This window comes from Angelakisella massiliensis (assembly GCF_900104675.1).
GTDB lineage: Bacteria > Bacillota > Clostridia > Oscillospirales > Ruminococcaceae > Angelakisella > Angelakisella massiliensis.
The window spans coordinates 2,253,096-2,277,930 of the sequence record NZ_LT629945.1 but is presented as its reverse complement, the minus strand read 5'-3'; the positions used below and the strand labels follow the sequence as shown (position 1 = coordinate 2,277,930).

The 24,835-nt window shown below is 50.0% G+C and carries 19 protein-coding genes; 8 read left to right on the top strand and 11 right to left on the bottom strand.

The window, feature by feature from the left end; all coding sequences use genetic code 11:
- Positions 1-3: 3 nt before the first annotated feature.
- The 4 genes from BQ5383_RS16200 to BQ5383_RS16185 all read left to right on the top strand — a co-directional run bounded on the left by BQ5383_RS16200 (position 4) and on the right by BQ5383_RS16185 (position 6,472).
- Positions 4-852, top strand: a complete 849-nt coding sequence (locus tag BQ5383_RS16200; RefSeq protein WP_071433710.1) for a helix-turn-helix domain-containing protein — start codon at positions 4-6, stop codon at positions 850-852.
- Complete coding sequence (locus tag BQ5383_RS16195; RefSeq protein ID WP_235822001.1) at positions 842-1,495, top strand: sigma-70 family RNA polymerase sigma factor; 654 nt, start codon at positions 842-844, stop codon at positions 1,493-1,495. The genes BQ5383_RS16200 and BQ5383_RS16195 overlap by 11 nt, the downstream gene beginning before the upstream one ends.
- A gap of 543 nt (positions 1,496-2,038) precedes the next feature.
- Positions 2,039-5,266: a type ISP restriction/modification enzyme gene (locus tag BQ5383_RS16190; protein ID WP_071433706.1), complete on the top strand. Its 3,228-nt coding sequence runs from the start codon at positions 2,039-2,041 to the stop codon at positions 5,264-5,266.
- Between the two features lie 21 nt (positions 5,267-5,287).
- Positions 5,288-6,472: an SIR2 family protein gene (locus tag BQ5383_RS16185; protein ID WP_071433705.1), complete on the top strand. Its 1,185-nt coding sequence runs from the start codon at positions 5,288-5,290 to the stop codon at positions 6,470-6,472.
- Positions 6,473-6,605: 133 nt separating this feature from the next.
- On the opposite strand, the gene BQ5383_RS16180 is transcribed toward BQ5383_RS16185, so the two are convergent.
- Complete coding sequence (locus tag BQ5383_RS16180) at positions 6,606-7,814, bottom strand: IS110 family RNA-guided transposase (protein ID WP_071433702.1); 1,209 nt, start codon at positions 7,812-7,814, stop codon at positions 6,606-6,608.
- Between the two features lie 287 nt (positions 7,815-8,101).
- On the opposite strand from BQ5383_RS16180, the gene BQ5383_RS16175 reads away from it, so the two are divergent.
- Positions 8,102-9,928, top strand: coding sequence for an ATP-binding protein (locus BQ5383_RS16175; RefSeq protein ID WP_071433700.1), 1,827 nt, complete (start codon positions 8,102-8,104; stop codon positions 9,926-9,928).
- Between the two features lie 51 nt (positions 9,929-9,979).
- Here the strand turns inward: BQ5383_RS16175 and BQ5383_RS16170 are convergent, their stop codons facing one another.
- From BQ5383_RS16170 to BQ5383_RS16125, 10 genes are all read right to left on the bottom strand, one after another.
- Positions 9,980-10,234, bottom strand: coding sequence for a DUF6061 family protein (locus BQ5383_RS16170; protein WP_476726768.1), 255 nt, complete (start codon positions 10,232-10,234; stop codon positions 9,980-9,982).
- A gap of 1 nt (position 10,235) precedes the next feature.
- Positions 10,236-11,708, bottom strand: coding sequence for a 23S rRNA (uracil(1939)-C(5))-methyltransferase RlmD (gene rlmD / locus BQ5383_RS16165; protein ID WP_083390031.1), 1,473 nt, complete (start codon positions 11,706-11,708; stop codon positions 10,236-10,238).
- 9 nt (positions 11,709-11,717) lie between these two features.
- Entirely contained in the window at positions 11,718-12,161 is a 444-nt protein-coding gene (locus BQ5383_RS16160) for a threonine/serine exporter family protein (protein ID WP_071433698.1), read from the bottom strand.
- Positions 12,161-12,937 (bottom strand): threonine/serine exporter family protein, encoded by a 777-nt coding sequence (locus BQ5383_RS16155; protein WP_071433696.1) that lies wholly within the window; start codon positions 12,935-12,937, stop codon positions 12,161-12,163. Before BQ5383_RS16155 ends, BQ5383_RS16160 begins: the two co-directional genes overlap by 1 nt.
- Before the next feature lie 132 nt (positions 12,938-13,069).
- Positions 13,070-14,056, bottom strand: a complete 987-nt coding sequence (locus BQ5383_RS16150; RefSeq protein WP_071433694.1) for a diaminopimelate dehydrogenase — start codon at positions 14,054-14,056, stop codon at positions 13,070-13,072.
- Positions 14,057-14,425: 369 nt separating this feature from the next.
- A complete protein-coding gene (tsaA, locus tag BQ5383_RS16145; RefSeq protein WP_071433692.1) occupies positions 14,426-15,133 on the bottom strand; it encodes a tRNA (N6-threonylcarbamoyladenosine(37)-N6)-methyltransferase TrmO in 708 nt (235 codons plus the stop codon).
- Between the two features lie 32 nt (positions 15,134-15,165).
- On the bottom strand, positions 15,166-16,056 hold the full coding sequence (locus tag BQ5383_RS16140; protein WP_071433690.1) for a magnesium transporter CorA family protein: 891 nt from the start codon (positions 16,054-16,056) through the stop codon (positions 15,166-15,168).
- A gap of 339 nt (positions 16,057-16,395) precedes the next feature.
- A complete protein-coding gene (locus BQ5383_RS16135) occupies positions 16,396-16,932 on the bottom strand; it encodes a putative ABC transporter permease (protein WP_071433688.1) in 537 nt (178 codons plus the stop codon).
- Positions 16,933-17,170: 238 nt separating this feature from the next.
- On the bottom strand, positions 17,171-18,532 hold the full coding sequence (gene rlmD, locus BQ5383_RS16130; RefSeq protein ID WP_071433686.1) for a 23S rRNA (uracil(1939)-C(5))-methyltransferase RlmD: 1,362 nt from the start codon (positions 18,530-18,532) through the stop codon (positions 17,171-17,173).
- Between the two features lies 1 nt (position 18,533).
- On the bottom strand, positions 18,534-18,809 hold the full coding sequence (locus BQ5383_RS16125; RefSeq protein ID WP_071433684.1) for a hypothetical protein: 276 nt from the start codon (positions 18,807-18,809) through the stop codon (positions 18,534-18,536).
- Between the two features lie 388 nt (positions 18,810-19,197).
- On the opposite strand from BQ5383_RS16125, the gene BQ5383_RS16120 reads away from it, so the two are divergent.
- The 3 genes from BQ5383_RS16120 to BQ5383_RS16110 all read left to right on the top strand — a co-directional run bounded on the left by BQ5383_RS16120 (position 19,198) and on the right by BQ5383_RS16110 (position 24,474).
- Positions 19,198-21,120 (top strand): ABC-F family ATP-binding cassette domain-containing protein, encoded by a 1,923-nt coding sequence (locus BQ5383_RS16120; protein ID WP_071433682.1) that lies wholly within the window; start codon positions 19,198-19,200, stop codon positions 21,118-21,120.
- 14 nt (positions 21,121-21,134) lie between these two features.
- A complete protein-coding gene (locus tag BQ5383_RS16115) occupies positions 21,135-22,331 on the top strand; it encodes an AI-2E family transporter (RefSeq protein ID WP_071433680.1) in 1,197 nt (398 codons plus the stop codon).
- Between the two features lie 79 nt (positions 22,332-22,410).
- The gene (locus BQ5383_RS16110; RefSeq protein ID WP_071433678.1) at positions 22,411-24,474 is read left to right on the top strand and encodes an ATP-dependent helicase; all 2,064 of its coding nucleotides are present in this window, start codon (positions 22,411-22,413) and stop codon (positions 24,472-24,474) included.
- Positions 24,475-24,835 lie beyond the last annotated feature (361 nt).

Sequence of the window (24,835 nt, the reverse complement as noted above, 5' to 3'; positions counted from 1 at the left end):
CCTATGGGACAGGAATATCTCCCTGGTGATACTCCACAGCAGAGATTACAAGATTTGATGAAGGAGTATAAAATTACGCAGGCAGAGCTTGCTTCTAAAATTGGCGTTGCGGAAAGCTCCATCAGCCGTTTTCTGAATGGGACAAAGAATAAACTGACTATCGAGCAAATCATCCGTATTGCCCGGATTTTTAATGTATCCTCGGATTTTCTCCTTTGTCTGACCAATGTGCCGGACAAGAAGAATTATGACATCTCTGAGCTTGGCCTTTCTGCCGAAGCCGCACGCAATCTCTATACGGGACGGGTAAACCCGGAAGTGGTGAGCCGCCTGCTGGAAAATCGCCGTTTTGCCCAGCTGACCAGTATGATTGCCCTGTATTTTGATGAAACGATGGCTTCCGGATTTGCCGCACAGAACCAAATCCTGCAATCGTTAAGTTCCATGCTGTTGATGACCGGAAAAGAACAGCCGGACATTCGGAAAGCGTCACAGCAAGCGGCACAGGCAGTCTCTCTTAACAAGGTTCCGGTTTTCCAAGCCGATTTGACCAATATTCAGAATCAATTTATGGCCGTTCTTCGAGAGATCAAAAAGGAAATGACTTCTGGGGAGGGGATTTCCCAGAACATGACAAAAGAGCTTACCGAGCAGATGTTCTCAGAACTGACCAAAGGACAGGATCTTCATCATCCATCGGTTTCCCCAGAGCAGCTTGCCGCTATGGTCGTGCAGCCTATATCCCAGATGGGGCTGGCAGAGGATGAATCACTGGCGGAATTACAGCAGGCGCTGCTTCACATGATGGAAAGTATGCAGCCTAAGCAAAGCGATGAAAACGATGACCAATGAGCGGCTTTGCACGCTGGCGCAGCGAGGAGATACACAGGCGCAGGAGCAGCTGGTGCAGAACAATCTGGGGTATATCCGAAAAACTGCAAATGAATTGTACATCAGTGTTGGCCTTGGAAACAGTGAGTTGGGTATTGACCACGATGACCTGATTCAGGAGGGGAGCATCGGCTTGCTCCGGGCTATCTCCCTGTATGACCCGGGCAAAAAAATTAAGTTTCTGACCTATGCGGGGCCTGCCATCCGCAACGCCATGATGGATTTGATCTCGGCTGCTTTTGCGACCTTTGAACAGCGGATGCAGTCTGACAAAGATGGTATCCCCATGGAGAGAATCAATCTGGATGATTTGCTTCCCGGCGAGGATTCCATGCAGCGTTCCGACTTGATTGCCGACCCCTATGCGTCAGAGCCGGATAAGATTATGGAGGAAGCGGAAAAACGGAAAGAGCTCTATGAAGGACTGCGGCGCATATCAGAACGGGAGCGGGTTTATCTGCTGTACCGTTTTGGCTTTGAGGATGACATGGAGCATCCTCTTGTAGGAACAGCTCTGCATTTCCATCTTAGTGAGAGCCGTGCAAGGTCAACTGAAGCATTGGCGCTGGACAATCTCTGGCTGGAACTGCCGTGGTGGTATTAGTGCGCTGTCGCTGCGGCGGGACGAGGGGTTGATATACCTTTGCTTCCTTTTTCGGTCAGGCGGATTTTGCCCTGTGTGCAAATCCCGGTTTCGTCCGCAATCGTACAAAATCCGCCTGCCCTACTGCCGCCAAAAAGTGTCTGTCCGCTGCCCATCTGCCCAGGTTGCAGATGCCGCAGACAGCCCCTTCCCGGCATCAGCCGGAAGCAAAGGTATAACACACTAGACTTTCCTACGGAAAATCGTGTGCCAACAGGGATGCTGCTCGCCCCTATTGGAAACCCAGAGCCAAGGGGATATTCCCCTTTGGATACCCTATTATTTTTGGCAGCAATGGTATCCACCCTCTCAAAGCTGGGTGGTTTCCACGCTGTCAAAAATGTAAAATCTGAAAAACACTTTCACCATAGGGTCGTGGTTCTCAGATTTTCCTACATGGGATATTGCCTTGTTTTTGCAAATTCCCATGTGTCCGCTATGGCAAAAGCAGAAGAAAGAACGATTTTCGTATGATTTTATATAGAGTATAAGCAGGAGGCTAACATGGAGAAAACCAATATAACAGAAATTATCACGAAATACTTCAAGGCGGTGTGTGACGCATATAGCCTCGGGAATGTCGAATCATCTTATAATGCCCCAATAATGGCTTTATTTACGGATATTGGCTGTGCAGCCCGTGATTTGTCTGGTGAACGCAAAGGACAATCTGGAGAAAATATTGATATCAAGCTTTGGCATACCGAAGAAGAAGTTACAGAAACCGAACCTTTTGCCGGCGTTGAAGTTAAAAAGGTTGGTGGCATTGATAAAAGGGCGCTCTCTCAGATCAAGATTGAAGCTGATAGATATGGCAACGCTATTTTGACTGACAATATTGAATGGCGGTTTTGGCGTGCAGGTGATACAGAGATGTATACCGGTCTGCGAATTATGGAATTGGTTGATGGAAAGCTAGTTCTGAGAGAAGACAATATCGAATTGTTTTTTAGCCTTTTAGAAGATTTTTTGCTCCGTGACCCCGCACAAATAAAATCATCTACTAAGCTGGCTGAGTATATGGCAATGCACGCCCGTACAATACGCAGCATTATTTCTGGTATTCTTAAAGATGATGGTACTGGGCAACCGCTCTTGACTGATAATCAAAAGAAGTTGCCTATGTTCATGGAGCTATACGGGTTATATCGCAGGATTAAATCTGACCTTCGTCCCTTAATGAACACTCGTGAGTTTGCAGATATGTATGCCCAGACTATCGTTTATGGGTTATTTATTGCCAGGTATAATGACACAACGCCGGATTCATTTGATAGGTATGAGGCCATCAAATATTTACAAGAAGAATCTGAACTTCTCAAGCAGTTCTTTTTACATATTACAGGAACTGGAAGAAAACATCCCACCCTTGAAGGTGTTATTGATAAGCTATGCTCTTTGTACCGCATTTGTAATATTTCTAATTTGCTGGAAAGAGACGAGAAGAAAGATACGATCATCCACTTTTACGAGGAATTTTTGACTTTTTATGACCCGGCATTAAGAAAATCTCTTGGCGTTTTTTACACACCAGTTCAAGCTGTGCAATACCTGATTTCCTTTGTAGATAAAATTTTGGTCGAAGATTTTGCTATTGAAGGTGGGTTGTCTAATAACGAACAGATCACTGCGAAAGTTCCGTGTGCGCCATACAAGATAACGAAAAACAAGTGGTCAGACGAGATGACGATTTCCGTACCCCGTGTAGCCATTCTAGATCCAGCCTGCGGTACTGGCTCTTTTGGTGCGGAAATTATCAAATACATTAAAAACACATATTTTTCTGGTGCTCGGTCAGTATTTTACGAAAACTATATTCAGCAAGAGAACGGCTTGCTTTCCCGCTTAATTGGGTTTGAGATTATGATGACGAGCTATGTTGTTGCACACTTGAAGATTCGCCGTACCATTGATGAAACACTTGGTCATTTGCCGACAACTCAGCTTCCCACAAACATTTTTTTGACCAACACTCTGACACCGCCCATGTCCGATTTGGAACGTGGAGAACAATTGACCTTGTTTGATTTTTCGGCTGCCATAACAGAGGAAGCCTATAATGCTGATACATGGAAAACACGCCGCCCAATTAAGGTAATTATTGGCAATCCCCCATATTTGGCAGCATCTACAAACCCGTACGACATTTCAGCATACAAGACCGAAACAGATGGAGTAACCGACTTCGGTGAAAAGAAACACTGGCTGAATGATGACTACGTAAAATTCTTCCGTTTTTCCGAACAGATCATTGATAAGAATAAAGAAGGTGTCCTCGCCTTTGTATCTAATAATGGATATCTAGATAATCCGACCTTTAGAGGTATGCGTGGTAGCCTTCTGCGAACCTTTGATAAAATTTATATTGTGAATCTTCACGGTAGTGCCAACAAAAAGGAAACTGCTCCAGATGGAAGCAAGGATGAAAACATCTTTGACATTATGCAGGGGGTTTCTTTGTTTATTGGTGTCAAGAAAACTAAAAAAACCGATTGGGCAAAGGTGTACTACACGGATATTTGGGGAACTCGAGAAGCAAAATTTGAAGCCTTGGCCAAGGGCAACCTGGTTTTCTCTCAGTTGAAACTAGATCAAAAGATGGCGTATTTTATCCCGTTTGGAAGTAATGGGAAGGAAGCCTATGATAAAGGTGTTAGCGTAGCCGAACTGTTCCCAGTAAATGTGACAGGGATTGTCTCTGGTAATGACGGAGCATCCATTGCTCCTACAAAAGCTGAATTGATTAGGAGAATGGACATTGTTAAGAATGCCACAGAGGAAAAAGATATTTTCGATTTATGGGGCAGATTTAGCCGTGGACAAACAGCTGAGAAAATCCAAAATGATGTATTGTCCGGAGGCACTATAACTCCGATTTCATTTCGTCCGTTTGATTCTCGTTGGACATATTATTCTGGGAATTCTTGTGGATGGGTTCTTTGGCCCCGAGAAAAGAACACGATGGGACATTTGCTGGCAGAACCAAATTGCCCGATTGGAGCGAATATCGGTTTGGTCTTTTGCAAAACTTCCAGAAGTTTCTTTTCCCCGTTTGTATCACAAAATATTATTGCCCATCGGCTGTTCTCAGCTATGTGCGAGATTACCTATATTGCCCCACTTTATCTCCGCTCTGAATCTGGACTGACTGGCGAAAGCTGGACTGCCAATTTGAACGACGAAGCATTCAATAAATTAACGCAATATCTGTCTGAAAAGCCGGAGCCAATAGAGATATTTGATTATGTGTATGGTATCTTACATGACCCTGTATATTGTGAGAAATACGAACAGTATCTTTGCAGGGATTTTCCTCGTGTCCCAATCATCAACACACCGGAGAAAGAACGAGACGAAGGGGAATTTTATGTTAGCGAAGAACTATATCGAGAGTATGTTTCTGCGGGTGAGCGATTGAGAAAGCTGCATCTAATGCAAATTAAAGCCCCAGCAGAACTAGCTCTTGAACCCAATACCCCTGATGAGATGGAAATCGGAGCCATTAAATATAAAAATGGAGTGCTCCAGTTAAATGCCAATAAACGTATCACCGGCATTTCTCAAGAAGTATGGAAATATCAAATTGGTGGGCATCAAGTGTTGGACAAGTGGTTCAAGGAACATAAGGGTGAAGCACTTACGATTGATTCCTTTACTCACATCGAAAATATTGTGGGTGCTCTCGATGAGACGATTCGCATAAGAGAACATCTGAAAGGTCTGCACAAATAAGTATTAGAAAAAGAGGAAATCATGGATAAAATAATTGAAATTCCAGTAGATGCTGGAAAGGTTACAATTTCAGAAGATACAAAATCCATACTCAGAAACTTGTTTTCTGGATGTAGAGTGAATTTCCTGTTTGGCGCCGGATTCTCTGCAAATCTGTTAGGAACTTTGAGCAATAATGAGGTGATTTTTGAAGCGCTGCAAAAATACCAAGCGAAAAATGAGGATGAAAGGAAAAAAGTTACGATATTATCCGCTTTTTTGTATTGGTCGTTTTTCGTTAGATGTATTGAACCGATTTCTAAGATATCGACATATGATTCCTCATTTGATCCATATAAAAATTTCGGAGATATTGTATACCGAATTTTTTCTGAAAGAGGCAATCCGGCGTTAGATAGGCAGTTTAGCATTTTTACAACCAATTATGATCCAATAATCGAGCTGATTTTTGACCATTCAAATTGCATATGCAATGATGGTTTTGAGGGGAGAATCGAGCCTCGTTTTTCCACTGATAATTATTCGAAAACATATTACAGACAAGCCATATTCTCCAATAGGAAAGCAGAAATTCCTTCGGTGAATCTTTTGAAATTACACGGATCTGTTACTTGGGGCCAAGACATTTTCTGGGGCGGTATTATATATCGGCAGTATCGCGATAAAATAGGGTACTTTACAAATACTTATTCAACGTGGTTCGATACTACTATGGTGTCAACTATTGATGCACGTTTCACAGCGAATCGGCCAGATGAAGCTAATAAGCAAATTCAATCTTTATTTGCAAGCAGTATTTTCGATACATTGCTTGCTAAAGAAGACGACTACGGCAAATTCATTCAAGCGTACAAAATGGCTTTTCTAATTGTGAATCCAACCAAGGAAAAATTTAGTGACACGCTGTTGAACAAGAATTACTATGAGCTTTTACGTATTTTCTCTAATGAATTAGAGAAGGAGAACTCACTTCTGGTGGTCAATGGTTTTTCTTTTAGGGATGAGCATATCCTAGATTTAGTAAAACGCTCTATGGTTAACCCATCGTTGAAAATACTCATTTTTGTATATCAGGCCACCGCAATTGAGGATTTCCAAAAGCTATTCGGTGAAGTGAAAAATAATAACATTACTTATATTGCACTTGATGGAGAAAACCTGTCTTTGAACTATTTCAATCAGATTTTGTCGCATATCCATTCCTAAAAGAAAGACCTGCTAATAAAAGTCAAGTAAAAATTTCAGCTTTTGGGAGCGGGAAAAAAGGCAACACAAAATCGAGCCGCTGAGCATCTCAAAATCGAAACGGCGGCCAGCCAGATGGAATAAAACAGGGAAATCAGCCGTGTTCCAGGGAATCCAAGTAGGCTTTCACAGAAGCGTAGTAGATGCGCAAGAACTTGTTGGCGGATGCCATCATGTAGACACGGTATGGCTTGCCTTCAGAGCGTTTCTTGTTCATGAACTGGTAGACCGGCTCATCTATTGGAGCGCATTGCAGGATGACGCCCATCACCAGAAAAAGTGTCCTGCGCAATGATGCAGATCCCCGTTTAGAAATGCTGCGGCTGCGGACATCTATTTGGCCAGATTGGTAGGGCGGGGCGTCAATGCCCGCAAAGGCCACCAGCGCTTTCTTGGAATGAAAACGGCGCACATCGCCAATTTCAGCTATGAGTTGGGGGCCAAGTGTGGAGCCAACACCAAACATCCCCATCACTACAGGATACTCCGGCAGAGAAGCTGCCAGAGACTGCATCTCCTGTTTGAGAGCAGCTAATGCGGCGGAAGTTGCCCGGAGTTGGGAAATAGTCTGTTCTACCAAAAGCTTTGCCGTATCCGTTTTTGGCATGACACCGAAGTGCCCACAGGCAGAGGCGTATATGTCCAATGCCTTATCTTCGCTGAAATAGTAGCCGTGCTTTCTGCACCACTTCTGGTACTTGGATGTAAAAGCTTTCTTAGACAGACCACAGACACATTCGCAATGCCAGAAAGCAGCTACAAAGTCCACCCACTTCTCGCTGCCATCAGCACGGGGCGGACTGGTAAACAGGCGATTTGCATCCGGGAAAGCGGTGTCCAGTAGAGAGATCAAGTTGTTCTTCAACATGGTCTGTACTTTGGAATACTGCTGGTACTGCCGGTAGCAGGTCTTCAGCATGAGACGGGTATCCTCCTCGGGGACATATCTCGGCAGTGTGAGCCAGTGGTCAAGGCCGTAGTTGGCCAGCTTCACGGCATCCTTCTTGTCGGTCTTGGCCCGTCTTAAGCTGTTGTTTCCGTAGTCATGCACCAGCATTGCATTGACTACCGAGACATAAAGGCCTTCGTCGTGGAGCAGCCAGGCCACCGGCGCATGGTAATTACCCGTGGATTCAATCACTACACGGGTCTCACCGTCCAGACTTTTGAGCAGCCCTGCCAGCTCGCTTAGTTCATTGGCGGTGTGCCGCACTTCAAAGGGTGAAGCCACCACCTCTCCGAAGGGGCGCATGACAGCGATCATGCTTTTCCCTTTAGAAACATCGACGCCAACGCAGTTCATTCACATTCCCCCAATACAAAGAATCCGCAACTGGAATCCATCTTTTCTCGCTGCCGATTCAATCTATTGCGTGACGCGAACTCTCCGGCATCCGGTGGCTCAACCTGCTTAAATCGAACGCTGCAACAAGAGGATGGCTAACAGTCTTTCTTGCGGACATGGAAGTCCAAGAGGTGATAGGTTAGCCAGTTGCTCCTCTTATTGTAGCTTAGGCACGAGATGGAGGGAAAGCCGGACTGGCTGCCCGGCTTTTCTGTCCAAATTTATTGTAATAGAGGTGAATTGGTATGAACGATTTTTATAAAATCGGACAAGTGATTGAAGTACGCGGACAAAAACTTCGTATACGTGTTTTTGAAAACAAAAACAGCAATATTTTGGTATATCAAGGACACGTTATTAAAAATGTGTCTGTCGGTAGTTTTGTAAAGATTCCAAAAGGATTCAGCAATATCATTGGCCGTATAGAAGGAGAATACATTCAAGAGAATAAGTCTACAGGTGAGAATAACTGCCAACCCCGCTTTTCAAAAGAAAGCGAAACCATTGATCGCATTATCGAAGTAAGCATTATGGGTGTGCTGAATGACGGGCGTTTCCAGAGAGGCTTAATTGACATTCCGCTGGTTTTCTCGGACGCATATATGCTTGCTGATACAGAAGTACAAAAGATTTTTGAGTTTAGCTCTGATTTAACTACTTCTGTGTGCATTGGCTCTATTAACGATTACAAAGAAGAAAAACTTTTTATCTCGGCAAATTCGCTCTTCGCCAGTCATATAGGAATATTCGGGAATACCGGAAGTGGTAAATCAAATACGTTAGCCAAAATATACACTGAGTGCTTTCAACGTTTTAAAGGAATGCCCGGATTTGCTAAAAGTAGATTTCTTCTTATCGATTTTAATGGGGAGTACACCCAAGCCTTCGATGACAGCAAGCGGGTATATCGACTATCAACAAGAGTTGATACAGGAGATTCAATCCCTATTCATCAATCTTTCTTGGAAGATGTTGAACTCTGGTCAATAATATGTGAGGCAACAGAGAAAACGCAAAAGCCTTTCCTAAGCAAGAGCATTGATCTATACCGTCGGTTGCGCGAGACAGATAATCTTATGGCATATATCCGTGGAATGTTAAGAAATCTGCTTCTCCGATATTATGATGACCCTCAAATGTTTTTGCGGCAATTGACAGGACTTAAGAATATTCTGGCATTGCTATTTGTTGATGCCGAACCTGGAATCAAAATTTTAAATAGCATCCAAGTTCGTGCAAATGGCACAAAATTTTGCCGTGCAGATGATGATGGTGATCACTGGGGAAATACTTCTGATGATTACGAACAACAATTTGTTTCTGTTATTTTGGATTCAGTGTTTTTCCCTAACAATTATAAAAATGAAGATGAATATTTGATATTTGAGTATGCTTTACGGTATAAATACTTAGATTCTTTATGCTCGCAGTATATCAATGAGGAGCACGTTGGTCCACTTATCTCAAGATTTGAAAATCGTGTAAAACGAGTAAAGCGTCTTTTCAAAATATGTGACAATCCTCCCGCTGATTGGCTGGCAATATATTCATTGGTTGATGTTAATGTGGAATTCAAAAAGATTGTTCCCCTAATTATTTGCAAGTATTTCTATGAACGTCAACGGCTAAACTTCAACGGTAGTAGTTTACATATTATCATTGACGAAGCGCATAATGTCTTGTCTACAACATCGGAGCGAGAAAGTCAGACATGGAAAGATTACCGCTTAGAAACTTTTGAAGAAATCATCAAAGAAGGGCGAAAGTTTGGAACGTTTTTAACTATATCAAGTCAGCGTCCATCTGACATATCGGAAACCATTATTTCTCAATTGCATAACTATTTCATTCATCGATTGGTTAACAATGAGGATATACGAGCCATTGGTAAAGCTGTGGCATTCATTGACAACACTTCATATGAAATGATCTCTGTCCTGCCACAAGGAGCGTGTATCTTTACTGGCGTTGCTTCCAATTTCCCTGTTTTGGTGCAGGTTGATTTATTGCCAAAACAACAGCAACCACAAAGTAGCACCATAAATCTTACAGAGTTGTGGAAAGAACCTTAAAACAAAGCCCATCGGTCAGTATTGACCGATGGGCTTTACAAATCTATGCAGTTAATCTGTCAAACGATGCTGGGGTGTTCCGTGAATATATTTCTCCAAGCCTCCGTTCAACACTACATTTGCATATTCTAGTGGCTGGTTATAGATTAACCAGTCCAATTCGGATCGTTGATACATATTGTCTGCTACCTCATTTTCAACAGCAACCGTATCAATCGAAATCATGCTACCATCAGCAAATTTCAGTTCAACGCAGGCTGTATCCAAATTGAACTCACAAGAGATCGCACGCTCCACGTTGTTCACCTCAAATCATCCCAAAGAACTTCAGTGCCTCTGTAATTGCCGCTTCCTTTTCTGGCGGACATTTCGGCTGTTTGGCATTTTCAGACTTTGGCTTATTATAGTTCTCCCGCTCAATAATGCCATACTTCTGTTTGACCTGGGCGATATAGAGATGGCTGACTTTCAGGCCAGTATGCTCCAGTACATACGCCTTGATTTCCTCATAGGTAGCCTTGCTTTCCGCCGACGTCAAATCCAGTTCGTCCAGATTCAACTCCACCTCGATATGTTGCTTGGTATTAAGTTTGGACAAAAGTACTACCGTTTCCACATGGTTGGTATAAGGGAACATATCCACCGGCTGAATGGCGCAGACACTGTAGCCATTTTGGGTCAGATAGGTTACATCCCGCACCTGGGTTTCCGGGTTGCAGGAGATATATACAACCTTTGTGGGGGAAAGCTTTACCAGAGAGGACAGAAACGCCTCATCGCTGCCCGCACGGGGCGGATCCATCAGCACCACATCAGCTGTCTCGCCTTCGGCAGCCATTTCCCGCATAAATTCTCCAGCGTCAGCACACTGAAAGTAGATGTTGGTGATGTTGTTTCGCTTCGCGTTGGAAATGGCGTCCCGGACAGCATCCCGATTCAGCTCCACTCCCAGAACCTGTCCAGCCTGGCGGGCCGCGATCATCCCGATGGTGCCGATGCCGCAGTAAGCGTCGATCACCCGTTCTGAACCGGCCAGCCGGGCCATTTCCAGCGCCCTGGAATAGAGAACCTCCGTTTGGACGGGATTGATCTGATAAAAGGACTTGGCGGAAATGCGGAACACACAGCCGCACAGGGTATCCTCAATTGTGCCTGGACCATAAAGCACCTTTTCCCGCTCCCCCAGAACCATGCTGGTAAAACCGGGATTGATGTTCTGAACAACCGTGGTGATGTCAGGATGTTTTTGCAGCAGCGCTTCCACAAAACGGTTTTTGGCCGGCAGGATAGGGGAGACCGTCACCAGCACCACCATGATTTGCCCGCTGGAAAAGCCCCGCTTGACCAAAACGTGACGAAGCAGCCCCTGGCCGGTCCGCTCATCAAAGGGCTGGATACGGAATTGAGGGAGCAGATGGCGGATGGAGGTGATGATCTGATCCGCCTTTTGATCCTCGATCATGCAGCTGTCCACCGGTACGATGCGGTGGGTGCTGGACTGATACACTCCGGAAATGATCCTGCGGCCGCGATCCAGCCCAAAAGCGGCCTGAACCTTGTTTCGGTAATGAACAGGATGCTCCATCCCGATGATGGGTTCCACCCTATGGAATTTTCCCAGCAGACGCTCTACCTTCCGCTGCTTCCATTGGAGCTGCTGGGGGTAACTCATGTTTTGCAGCTGGCAGCCCCCGCATTTTTTAGCCAGGGGACAGGCAGCGGGATTGGCGGTACGCACCGTTTCTTTTTGTTTTTTTGACGGCTTCTCGTAGGGTTTCATTACAGAACCTCATTTCGACGGTTTAGTATGGGGAATGAAGATGCGGAACAGCTTTTGGGGTAATTCAAAAACGAATACGATCCCCAATACCATGGCAACGGCGATTTTGACTGTCTCAAAGCCTTTGGCCGAGGACATTTCAGTTTCCGCCTGCAGCAAATAGTAAGCGGTCCAGTAAATGCCGCTTCCAGGCACCAGAGGCAAAATGCCGGAAATAAGAAAAATGGTTACAGGACACCGCTCCCGAATGGCGAAAAAGCGAGACAGCAGCGCCACCAGAGCGGTTGAGAAAAACGCAGCCTCTGCTGGAGAAGTGGATGGCGCCAGCAGCAGATAACAGGCCCAACCCAGAGCGCCGGTGACGCCGCAGGTGAAGTAATAGGGTCTTGGCACATGAAACAGCAGCGCGAAGGCAATGGTGCCGGTGAAGGCGGCTATGATCTGAAGCAGCATTACAGAAAGCCTCCTGTCAGTCGGTGATAAAGAGTATATACCAGCATCACGCCGGCCACGATGCACAGCGATACCAGCATGGCGTCCAGCATCCGCACGCTGCCGGCAATATAGTCTCCGTCGGCAATGTCACGGATGGCGGTGGTAAAGGAAACCCCGGGCAGCAGAGGAATGATGGAACCAATGACGATCTGATTGAGATTAGCCCCCAGTCCAAGACGGAACAGCACTACCGAAACCAGCGTCGCCAGGGCGCTGCCGCCGATGGTGGAGGTGATTTTTGAAAGGGAACGGTTTTCGATCCCATACAGATAGCAGTACAGCAGCAGCCCGGCCCAAAAAGAAACAAAGCAATCCGGCAGACTGCCGCCAAACAGCAGACAGAAGCACCCGCTGCCTACCCCCGAGGCCAGAATCCTGGAGCGGGCAGACTTTTTGGGCATGGCATCAATCTCCTCCAGCCTGCGGCGAGCCTCCTCCAGAGTGTGCTCTCCACGGGAGATCTCTCTGGAAAGCTGATTGACCGCCTCCACCTTGTCCAGCCTGGCGCCGCTGAGAGGAATGTGCTTGACCTTGGCGAAATATTCCTCCCGCTGGCTTCCGGCGGTGGTAAAAATGCCGCTGCTCAATACAAAGGAATTGCAGGATTCCACACCGTAAGCGCTGGTGATGCGGTCGATGGTTTCCTCCACCCGGAAAATCTCTGCGCCGCTTTGCAGCAGAATATTTCCGGCATAAACGGCAATCTCCAGCGCTTCACTGTGATCTTGTTTCATCAATGGTTCCTCCCAGACACTCCGGACCGGCCGGAGCGATGGATTTCATCCCAAAATCTTGTGCAAACGAAACCCGACAGCCCTCCGTTGGAGCGAAAGGCCGCCGGGTAAAAACCATACGGGCAAGCAGGCTTACAGCAGCTCCTTGCGAAGCTCCTCGCCGCTCTTGGGGCTCAGATAAGCCGGGGGAATATCAAACAGGGTCACACAGCCGGTACGGCCCTCCTGATTCATTCTGAAAGCGGCGCGGGCGCAGGCCACCAGAATGGAGGAAGTAAACTCCGGATTGGAATCCAGCTTCAGACGGTACTCCACCACATGGGTGTTTTCATCATTCCAGCCGGTCTTTCCGCTGGTGATGACAAAACCGCCGTGGGGAATGCCGCTGTGATCCCGACGCAGCTCTTCCAGAGAAATAAAATGTACGGTGGTGTCATAATCCGCGAAATAGTCGGGCATAGTCTTGATCTCATGCTCGATTCTGGCGGTATCGGCCCCTTCCTCCGCCACCACAAAGCATTCACGGGTATGTTTCTGGCGGGTGGTGAGGACCGGCTCAGACCCGGAGCGTACAGCCTCCAGCGCTGCGTCCACAGGAATGGTATACTGACGGGCATCCACTACCCCTGAAATGCGGCGGATGGCATCGGAATGGCCCTGGCTGACACCCTTGCCCCAGAAGGTGTAGGTGCTGCCTCCGGGAAGAATGGACTGAGCGTACAGACGGCTGACAGAGAACATACCGGGGTCCCATCCGGCGGAAATGACGCTGACCTTCCCGCCTTTTTTGGACGCCTCATCAGCCGCGGCAAAATGCTCCGGGATGCGGGGATGGGTATCAAAGCTGTCCACTACATTAAAAAGCGCGGCAAACTCCGGGGTCTGTACCGGCAGATCGGTGGCGCTTCCTCCGCAGAGGATCATCACATCAATCTGATCGGCCATAGCGGGAGCCTCCGCGATGGAATAAGCCTTTACACCAGGGGTGAGCAGAGTGAGCGAGGCGGGATCCCTGCGGGTAAATACGCCGGCGAGGGTCATGTCCGGATTGTGACGGACAGCGCACTCCACACCCCGTCCCAAATTGCCATAGCCGAGAATACCGATACGAATGGTCATCTACGATTGCTCCTTTCCAATGAAAACGGCATGAAAGCCAGTGGAATTTTGCCGCAGTCTTTACTCCATACGACGTTTGATTATAGCATTTTTTGCCCTCTGGAACAATATGCTTTCCGGGCGAAAAAAGAAATTTTTAAGCTGGCAACGGCAGTATTCTGAAAAAGAAACGGACAGCTCCGCTTCGCACGGCCAAAAACCTGTGTCCCAAAAGCAAAGTCTAAAATCATAGCTCCGGACCAGCAGGGGTGTGAGACCGGAGGGGACCGACGCTGGTTTCGTCAGGAATCTGCTGCAGATCCAGCAATATGGGATACCTCTGAAAGTGTGCCGAACTTTTTCTTAACACTGAAACGGGCATCGCCGTTTTCACTCCTCCTTCCGGGACAGGGGAAGGATTTCCCCAACGGTGAGCCGGTCCTCTTTTACGGTAAAGCGCACCTCCATCCCGCCGAAGGTAAAACCATATACTCTGGTGGGATCATGCTGATAAGAGGGCCTGGGGTCCTGGGCCAATACCTCCAGCAGCCCTTCCAAAAGCGGCTGAGGAACCATGCTTCTCCACGGCTCCGAAAGCTCCACCTCCAGCCGGTGAGCCCGCAGGGGCTCCGCGAATCCGCCCGATGCCTCTGGATAGCTGTCAGCAAAGGGGAGATAAGGCTTGATGTCGAAAATAGGGGTCCCGTCCATCAGGTCCGCCCCCAGCACCTCCAGTACCGGCCCCAGCTCATCATCCAGATACACCCGCTTCAATTGGACGGCGGACAGACCGATGGGATTGGGCCGGAAGGGGGAACGGGTGGCAAAAACCCCCATCCTTTTGTTGCCCCCCAGACGGGGTGGGCGAACGGTGGGGGACCAGCCCTCCCGCACCGACTGGGAAAACTCCCACACCAGCCAGATGTGAGAAAATTCCTCCAGACCCCGCACCGCTTCGGGAACACGGAACTCCGGCTCGAATATGATCCGGGACCGCAGGCTTTTTACTAAACCGCTCTGGCGGGGAATGCCGAACTTGGTGGGAAAATCTGAGTGAATCCGTGCGATGACCCGCATGGACCGGTTTTCTGTCGCCATAGGAAAGCCTCCAATCAATGAACTGCGCTGCGTCACAGCATTTTTTTCTTATGAAAATAGATGATTTCCGCAGCCACAACTCCAACGGAAATAAGAATCACCGCCGGATAGCCGTACCGCCAGCGCAGAGCAAACATATCCGGAAAGTTCATGCCGTACCAGCCCACAATCAGCGTCAGGGGAAGAAAAATGGTGGTCACCACCGTCAAAAAGGTCATGATCTTGTTCTGCCGCACCTCGATTTGAGACTGGTACAACTCCCGGATTTGCAGCAGATATTCCCGCAGACGTTCGCAGTGGTCGTGAAGCCGGTCGGTGCGGTTGATGTACAGCTGCCAGTTTCTCACCTGTTCCTCGTCCATGGTCAGGCAGAGACACTGCTGGAGCTGTTCGCCCAGCGTTCCCATCTGCTCATAATAAGAATGATAGCCGGATAACTCCTTCCGGAAGGCGATGATGGTTTCATAAAAATGCTCCGGAGTGCGCCGGAGCAATTCGTCCTCCAGCTTGCTCAGGCGTTCCTCTGTCTGCTGAAGCATGGGAAGATCGTCGGCAATCAGCAGCTCCAGCAGCCGCAGCAGCAGGCACGCAGGGGTGGACCGGGCGGGAAGATTCGGAGCCAGCCGCTCCAGAGCGCCGGCCAGCTCTCTGGAAGTTCCGCTGTCAATCAGCAGCAGTTGGCGGGCGTCAAAATAAAATCCGAAGGACAGACGCTTGTGAGGGACATGGATCAACCCCTGACTGCAGGAGGAAAAATTTTCTTCCTTGGAGTAGCGGATATGAGATAAACCCCGGAGTAAAACATCCCCTTTGGGCAGTTCCTTTGCCAGAGAGGCGTATTGTTCCTTTGTCAGCAGCCGTATGCCGGCACCGTCGGTTTGCCAGCAGGGGCTGGTGGAAGAATCCGGGATTTTCTGTGTCATGATCAAAGGCTCCTTTCGTTGTTTGAGGGAACAAAAAATAGGCAAGGACGCTTACGAAGAAAAGCCTTGCCGCCATAAAAACGTCCGTCGGGGAACCACAAGATGGAACTGGAGGGAGAGGGGGTGTGTAACAAAAGTTAGATACGCTGGAAATGCCCAGTGTCTCTGAGCAGGTCCGCTTGGTTGAGGACAAAGCCGGCGGGATACCCCGTTTTCCAGCCCCTGCGGACATGGGCGGTGCTATCAAAATCAGGCTGAATTTCTTTTCAATCAATAGATTTTTCCACAGGCTGGGAGTGCTGCTTCATTCCGCCAGGTTTACAGGCTCTTATCCGTTCTTTACAGGCGGCAAAGGGTATAGGCCACATCCACAGCCAGCAAAACTCCCAGCAAATCCGCTGCAGCGCTGCGGTTACGGACTGAAATACGGTTCAGCAGGTGGTCAAAGAAGGGCTGGATCAGATACAAAATCGCCATTCCCCCCGCCCCGAAGCGGAGACTGGGATTGAGGGCAATGCGTCCCTGGAAATTGGGGGAAAAGCGGGTGTAATCCCACATCCAGCCGCCGGTTGTCCATTCCATCAGATAGCTTGCCGCCAGTTCCACCGCTGTGGTCAGCGCCACAATGGCTAAAAACACCAAAACCGGTGTGATGTTTACCGCTCCCAGTGGAATCCTTCTGCGTTTAAGGGCGCTCAGACAGCCAATGATCAGCAGCGCCCCAAAGCCATAGACCACGCAATAGGGCCCCACCAGCACCCCCCGATCGGAGTAACCCCAGCGGTAGACCACCACTTCCAGAAACACCTCGTAGCACCAGCCCAAAAAGGAATAGAGCATAAAGCAAAGAAACAGTTGTTCCAGTTTTTGCCTCATGGAAATACGCTCCTTTTGATCCGATCTTCATCATCCCTGCCTAGGGCCCGGCTTTTTAAAAGCGAAGGCGGGACCGCCTTTCCTTTTGCCGGGGCAGAGGGCCGCCCGCGCCCCGGGAGGCATCACCGGGAAACAGTTTGGACGCTGCAAAAAGGAAACACAGTCCTTCTGGCTGTTCCCATTTGTGGAACACGGAAAAACCCCTCCCGCTTCTATATCCCATAGCAGATGCTTTCGGTCATTTGCCGCTGTTTGTAAGGGCGGCGCAGCATTCTACATGGTTGGTCCTGGGGAACATATCCACCGGCTGGACCCGCTCCACCTGGTAGCCCCGCTGGACCAGCAGTTTCAGATCCCGGGCCATAGTGGCGGGATTGCAGGAGATCATCACCAGCCGTTTGGGGGCCATGGCGCAGACCGCGTCGATGGTGGTTTCATCACAGCCCTTCCGGGGCGGGTCCAGAACGATGACATCGGGACGCAGTCCCTCCCGAACCAGGCGGGACGCTGCCATCCCGGCGTCCTCACAGTAAAAACGGGCGTTGTGAATGCCGTTTTCCGCGGCGTTCTGCCGGGCGTCCCGAACTGCGCTTTCCACGATTTCCACCCCCGTCAGCTCCCGTACCTGCCCCGCCATGGACAGGCCGATGGTGCCCGCTCCGCAGTACAGATCCAGCAGACGGTCCTCCGGCTGGAGCTGGGCCATCTCAGCGGCGGTGCGGTACAGACGTTCCGCTCCCTGATGGTTGACCTGATAAAAGGAGAGGGGAGAGATCCGCACCCGTACCCCCGCCAGAATGTCGGTGATGGCCTCTTTGCCCCACAAAACGGTGCTCTTTTGCCCCAGGATCACATTGGTATTGCGCTTGTTGATGTTCAGCTGAATGGAGGCGGTTTGAGGACAGGTGGCCAGAACCCGTTCCACCAGCAGCTGGGGCCGTGGAATGCGCTCGCCGTTGATCACCAGGCAAACCATGACCTCCCCTGTAGCCTCCGCCCAACGGAGATACAGATGCCGGAACAAACCCTTGCCGGTATTCTCCTCATATATATCCCCGCCGGTCTGGTCGATGTAGGCGCAAACGGCCCGGCAGATTTTCTCAAAAAAGGGCGGCTGAAGCAGGCACCCCTCCGCCGGTATGATCGTGTGGCTTCGGGAGGCGTAAAAGCCGCAGTAGGCTTTTCCATCCGGAGACAGGCCGAAGGGATATTGGGCTTTGTTGCGGTATCCCCGCTCCAGAGGGGAAGGGAGAACCGGCGGAACAGTCAGGGAAAGCCCCCCGATCCGCTGCAATACATCCCGTACCCATTCCCCCTTGCAGCGCAGCTCCTCCTGGTAGCTTAAATGGCGCAGGGAACAACCCCCGCACCGGCGGAAAACAGGACAGTCGGGAACGAGCCTTTGCTCAGAGGGGCGCAGCACCTGCTCCACAATGCCGTAGCAGTAGTTTTTGAGTACCTTGACGATCTTCACCTGCACCAGCTCGCCGGCGGCGGTCATGGGGACAAACACCGCCATACCTTCGTGACGGCCCACACCGCTGCCCTCATTGGTGACAGACTGGATCTCCAATTGGATGACATCATTTTTTTGAAGCATCTTATTCTTTCTCCTTATTTTCACGGAAAAGCGGAACTTTTTGCGGCCGCTCTTCCACCATCATTTTCACCGCTCCTATCTTATCATATCCCTGGTGTCCCATCAAGGCGGTATGCATTTTTACAGTGCAGGGGAGAGTGAAAAATCGCTGCAAGGCAAGTGTGCCGGAAAAATAGAAGCCGTCATCATAAAAAGAGGCACACGTCCTGATCTTTTGCCCGCCTGCTGTGCTTGCAAAATCAGAAAGAGGGGAATCTGGACATTCTCCCGGACACATCTCCAGCTTTTCAGAGGTTCAAAAGCGTCAGCGTTCCAGATCATAGGTCGTCTGCTCACGGCAAAACCAACGCAATCCCTCTGACTGCCTGGAGATCCGGGGCAGCAACCGTTTTCCCACGAACAATCCGGGCAGGGGAGAAAGACGGGCGGCGCTCGGGAAAATGCAATTGTGAAAAAGCTTTTATATTCACACTTTGATCACAGGATGATACTTGAAGGAATGGAAAAAATATACTATCATCATAAGGGTCCCGGCGACACCGGGCCCTTTGTTGTGCATCTGTGATGATTGTGTTATACTGTTTTTGAATCGAAGCTCTTCCCTTGAAGGCGGGAGAAATCGTCCGTCGTTTTTATAAAGGAAGCGGCGGCCAGGAGGGAATCAATTGCTCATCTCATTACAGAATGTTAAAAAATCCTATGGCAGCGATCTGATCTTTCAGAACGTGACCGCAAAAATAGAGGATCATGACCGTGTGGGTCTGGTAGGGGCCAACGGCGCCGGAAAAACCACCCTGCTCAACATCATTGCCGGAAGCCTGGAGGCGGACGAAGGGGAGGTGGCCCGTGGCACTGACCTGACCATCGGTTACCAGCGGCAGAACAGCGGGCTGCGTCAGGGCAACACCATCAGGGAAGAAATGCGTCGGGTGTTTGCGGACGTCTATGAGTTGGAGGCACAGATGCAGGCCGCCGCGGAGGAGATGGCCCAGGCGCCTGAGGGCCCCCGTAGAAGGGAGGCGGAGGAGCGGTATCATCTGCTGGAGGACCGCTTCCTGGCCCGGGATGGGTACCATGTGGATGTGAAGATCAACACGGTGCTTACCGGTATGGGCTTTTCGGAGTTCAGCGAGGACCAGACCATCGACAAGCTCAGCGGCGGGGAACAGACCAGGCTGGCTATTGCCAAACTGCTGCTGGAGGAGCCCCGGCTGCTGATTCTGGACGAGCCCACCAACCATCTGGATTTCAAAACCCTGGGCTGGCTGGAGGATTATCTGTCCACTTACAAGGGAGGACTGCTGGTGGTCTCCCATGACCGGTATTTCCTGGACCGCCTGTGCTCAAGGATCTGGGAGATGGACCGGGGAGAGCTGACGGTTTTTCCCGGAAACTATACCCGGTATCTGGCTCTGCGCAAGGAAAGGGACGCAAGACAGCAAAAGCTGTACGAGGCCCAGCAGGAGGAGCGGGCCAAGCTGGAGGATTATGTAGCCAGAAATCTGGTGCGGGCCTCCACCACCAAGATGGCTCAGAGCCGCCAGAAAATGCTGGAGCGGATGGAGCCGGTGGAAGCCCCCAAGCCCCGGCTGAAGCCTCCGGTGATCCGGCTGCATTACAGCAGCGAGCCGGTGAAGGACGTGCTGCGGGTCTCTGGTCTGGAAGTAGCGGTAGGGGAAGGGGAACAGCGGAAAATCCTGATTCCTCAGGCGGATTTTGAGGTGGCCCGCGGGGACAAGGTGGCCATTATCGGCGGCAACGGCGCGGGAAAGACCTCTCTGCTCAAGTGCCTGATGCACCCGGAGGGCTGTAAAGGCCGGGTGGATTGGGGACGTGGTGTGCGCCTGTCTTACTACGAACAGGGGAGCGAAAACCTGGATTTGCAGCTGACAGTACTGGATACCATGTGGAAGCACTATCCCAGAAGCTATGAAACGCCTCTGCGCTCCATGCTGGGGGCTCTGGGGCTGACGGGAGAGGACGCCTTCAAGCAGGTGGGACAGCTTTCCGGCGGAGAGCGGGCACGGCTGAAGCTGGCCATCATCTGCCTGGCGGATTCCAACGTCCTGCTGCTGGATGAGCCCACCAACCATCTGGACCTGGCTACCAAGGAGGTACTGGAGGAGGCCCTGAGCGCCTACACCGGTACACTGGTGATGATCTCCCACGACCGTTATCTGCTGGACCGTCTGCCCAACCGGATCATGGAGCTGGAGGACGGTATCCTGACAGCCTATAAAGGGGGCTACACCGCATATCTGAAAGCAAAGGTGGAGCATTCCGTTTCCAAAAAGGAACCGGCTGCCGAGCAAAAGCCTGATTCTCCTCAAAAGGCCGCCTACCGCAGAGGAAAGGAAGCCCGCCGGGAGGAGGCGCAGCGGCGGAAGGACCACGCTGAGACCGAAAAGGCCATTGCCGCTCTGGAACAGGAGCTGGCGGACATCCAGCGTCAGCTGGCGCTGCCGGAAACCGCCGCGGACTATCTTCTCCTTCAGGAGCTGTGCGCTCAGCAGCAGGAGAAGCAGCAGCAGTTGGAGGAATGTATGGACCATTGGCTGCTGCTGGAGGAGCAGGCCCAAGAACAGTAAGAAAGGAACATGGAATGAAACGATTCGACTGGGAGCCTCGTTACACTACCATCGCCATTTATGCCTTCCTGGTCATTGCGGCATCCATCCTGTTTGGAATGTTTGCCGTCAATTACGAAAAGGTATGGGGATTGGTCAAAACCATTTTCGCTTATCTGGTGCCCTTTGTTTATGGCTTTGGCATCGCTTTTCTGCTTAATCCCCTTATGGTCTTTTTTGAGCGGCGGCTGCCGGGACAGAAGCTGTCGGGGCGGATGCGCAGAAATCTGGCGCTGCTGCTGGCTTATCTGCTGTCCCTGTTTGTGGCGGTCATCTTTTTTCTGGTGGTCATCCCCACCCTGGCCGAAAGCGTCACCGCAATCGCTAAAAATATTGCCTTCTATTCCACTCAGGTGGATACCATCGTTTCGGAGCTGACGGCCATGATTCCTGAGGAGCTGTTCTCGGAAGAGGTGGGCAAGGCTATCGACCAGTTTGTCCAGGGCATTACCTCCTTTGTGGTAACGACCATGCTCCAGGCGGTCAGCCTCACCACTCGGGTGACCTCCGGCGTCATCGACCTGATCATGGGAGCCATCATCTCGCTGTATATGCTGGCCAACAAGGAGACCCTCTTCGCACAGTGCAAGCAGATCCTCTACGCCCTCTTTCCTGAGCGGATGGTCTGCCGCCTGATCGATATCGCCCATGACAGCAATGAAAAGTTCAGCGGCTTCATCATCGGCAAGATCATCGATTCTCTCATCATCGGCATCCTGTGCGGCATTGGTATGTGGATCTTCAAGATGCCCTTTATTACACTGGTCAGCCTCATCGTGGGCGTGACCAACATCATCCCTTATTTCGGCCCCTTTATCGGTGCCATCCCCGGTATCCTGCTGGTGCTCATCGGCGGCGGTCCCGCCCAGGCGTTGGGCTTTGCCCTGTTCGTGCTGGTGCTTCAGCAGTTTGACGGCAATATCCTGGGGCCGGCTATCCTGGGACAATCCACCGGTTTGAGTGCCATGTGGGTCATCTTTGCCATTCTCCTCTTCGGCGGACTGTATGGCTTTGTGGGTATGATCATTGGTGTGCCGCTGCTGGCGGTTCTCTTCGGCCTGGCCAGAGAATTCTTCAGCTGGCGTCTGGAGAAAAAAGGACTTTCCACCCAGGTATCCGATTACGCTTCGGCCCGCCATCAGCTGCTGACCGACAGGAAAAAGAAAAAATAATTGGTTTTATGGGACAGCTGCCGCTTTCTGTGCTGGAGCGGCAGTTGTTTTTTCGCGGAGGAGGGAAATTTCCAACCCTATGTTTTCAGTCCCTGATTATCTGAGTGCACAGCAGCATATTTTCTTATCTCAGCAGCAGCGGGAAGCGGTGGAGGCCCCGGTGGGCAGAATTTTACTGCTGGCAGTGCCGGGGGCCGGCAAAACGACCGTCCTCACCTCCCGCGTCGCCCATTTGCTGAAGAATACCGGGGCAGATCCCCGGCGGATCCTGGTGCTTACCTTCAATCGGGAGTCTGCCAAAGATATGCTGGTCAGATGGAACAAGCTCTTTGATCCCCTCAAGCTGCCGCAGCCCCGTTTTTCCACCGTTCACAGCTTTTGCTTCCACCTGCTGCGGGATTACGCCAGCTGGAAAGGCTCCAAAATGCCCACTTTGCTGGAAGGGGAGAAAGGTGGCCGGGAACGGCTGCTGTCCAGTATCTATAGAGAGCTGACAGGGGAGTTTATCGGGGAGGAACAGCTCAATCGCCTCTCCAGCGCCATCAGCTATACCGTCAATATGGGGGCTAAAGCGGTAGATGTGCAGGCCCGCTTTTCCCTGGAAAATTTTGCGCGGCTTTATCAGCGGTATATTGAGGTCAAGCGTAATGAAAATCTCATGGATTTTGATGACATGCTGCTGTTTTCCGTTACTGCACTGAAACGTTATCCTGTGCTTTTGCAGCGTACCCGCCAGCGCTATGACCATATTTTGGTGGATGAGGCCCAGGATATTTCCAAAATTCAGTATGAACTGCTGAAATTGCTGACAGAGGGGAGCCTCTTTCTGGTGGGGGACGAGGACCAGAGTATCTATGGCTTTCGGGGTGCCTATCCTCAGGGAATGCTGGAATTTTTTGAGACCTTTCCCGATGGACATCTGATGAAGCTGGAGGAAAACTATCGCAGCACCAGCAGTATTGTTTCCGCCGCGGACAAGCTCATCCGCCATAACAGCAGCCGGTATCCCAAAGCGATCTTCACCAGCCGTGAGGAGGGGGAACAGGTGCGCTTGTATCGGGATTGTACCCTGGAACAGGAATACGAAGCCATTGCTCAGCTGGCTATTGGGCTCAGCCGACAGGGAAGCTGTGCGGTTTTGTACCGCTCTTCTTATACTGGTATGGGCGTGGCCAGAATCCTCAGAAAGAAAGGGATTCCATACTCTGCCAGTGAAAGCAAGCTGGGATATGGCGCTGACTTTATCACCAGGGATATTTCCGCTCTCCTTCGTCTGGCGTTGGACCCCTCCAATCCAGACTATTTTCGCCGGGCATACCCGCTGCTGGGATGCGGCATCTCCAGAGAAACCGTGCAAAGGGCGCTGGAGGAGAAGAGAGATTCCTATCTGCGGTGGATTGTGGACCATGATACGGCAGTAAATAAGCGTACAGGTAAAATACTTTACACCGATAGAATGCTGCAAAAGATGCGGGGAAAAGCACCGGAAGTACAAATCCGTACAATTGTGGATCAGCTGGGATATCTGGAGTTCCTGGAGCGGCGCGATGCCACAACCTATCAGCTCAACAGCTATATTCTTCGTCTGATATTACTCAGACAGCTGGCGGAGGATTTTCATTCCGCAGAACAATTTCTGCTTTGGCTGCCGTCAGCGGAACAGCTGTTGGGACAAAATGATGCTGACGCAGCTATCCGCTTGTCTACAGTTCATTCGGCCAAAGGACAGGAATATGACCATGTGATCATTGGGGACGCTCTGGAGGGAATTTTCCCAGCCAAAGAGGCTGTGGATGATGAGATTTTGGGGGATCATGCTGCATTGGAAGAAGAGACCCGCCTTTTCTACACCGCCATGACCAGAGCCAAAAATACTTTGTCTGTTTTTGCTCCCTGCGTGGGAATGGGATACGATTTGCTGGAAAGCCGGTTCCTTCCTTTTGCGGAAAATACCGTTTTCGCCGTCAATGGCAAGATGCTGCGTCAGGGAATGGAAGTTGCCCATGTCATTTTTGGTACTGGCTCGATAGAAGAGATCAATCTCCAGCGAAAAACATTTTCTGTGCATTTCCGCCATGTCGGTAAAAAGACCTTTGGTTTTGACAGTCTGGAACGGAAGGATCTGTTTGAGATGTTGGGATAAGGGAGCGGGGAATTGTTATCTTCCAAAGACAAGTTTTAAAATGTTTTTTAAAATGGATGCATTTCCAAGAAATCTGTTTTTCCGTCTTTATGCTTTGGAAAAGGAGTGCTGCGCTGCCAGCCAGTCTGAGGATGCCCTCCCATCCTATAAAAACTTCTGCTTACAGGACAGGAGGGAAAACAGATTTGTTAAAGGCTCAAAATCAGAGCTTTCCGGGGCTTAGGCAGGATAAAAAACCAGACAATGCTGGACTGCTTATTTCTTGATATACAAGCCTTTTTCTGGTTGAATAAAAAAGCTGGAAAGAAATTGCGTAAAAAAATGAAAAAGCTGTTGACAAAGCAGAGAATGTTTGATAAAA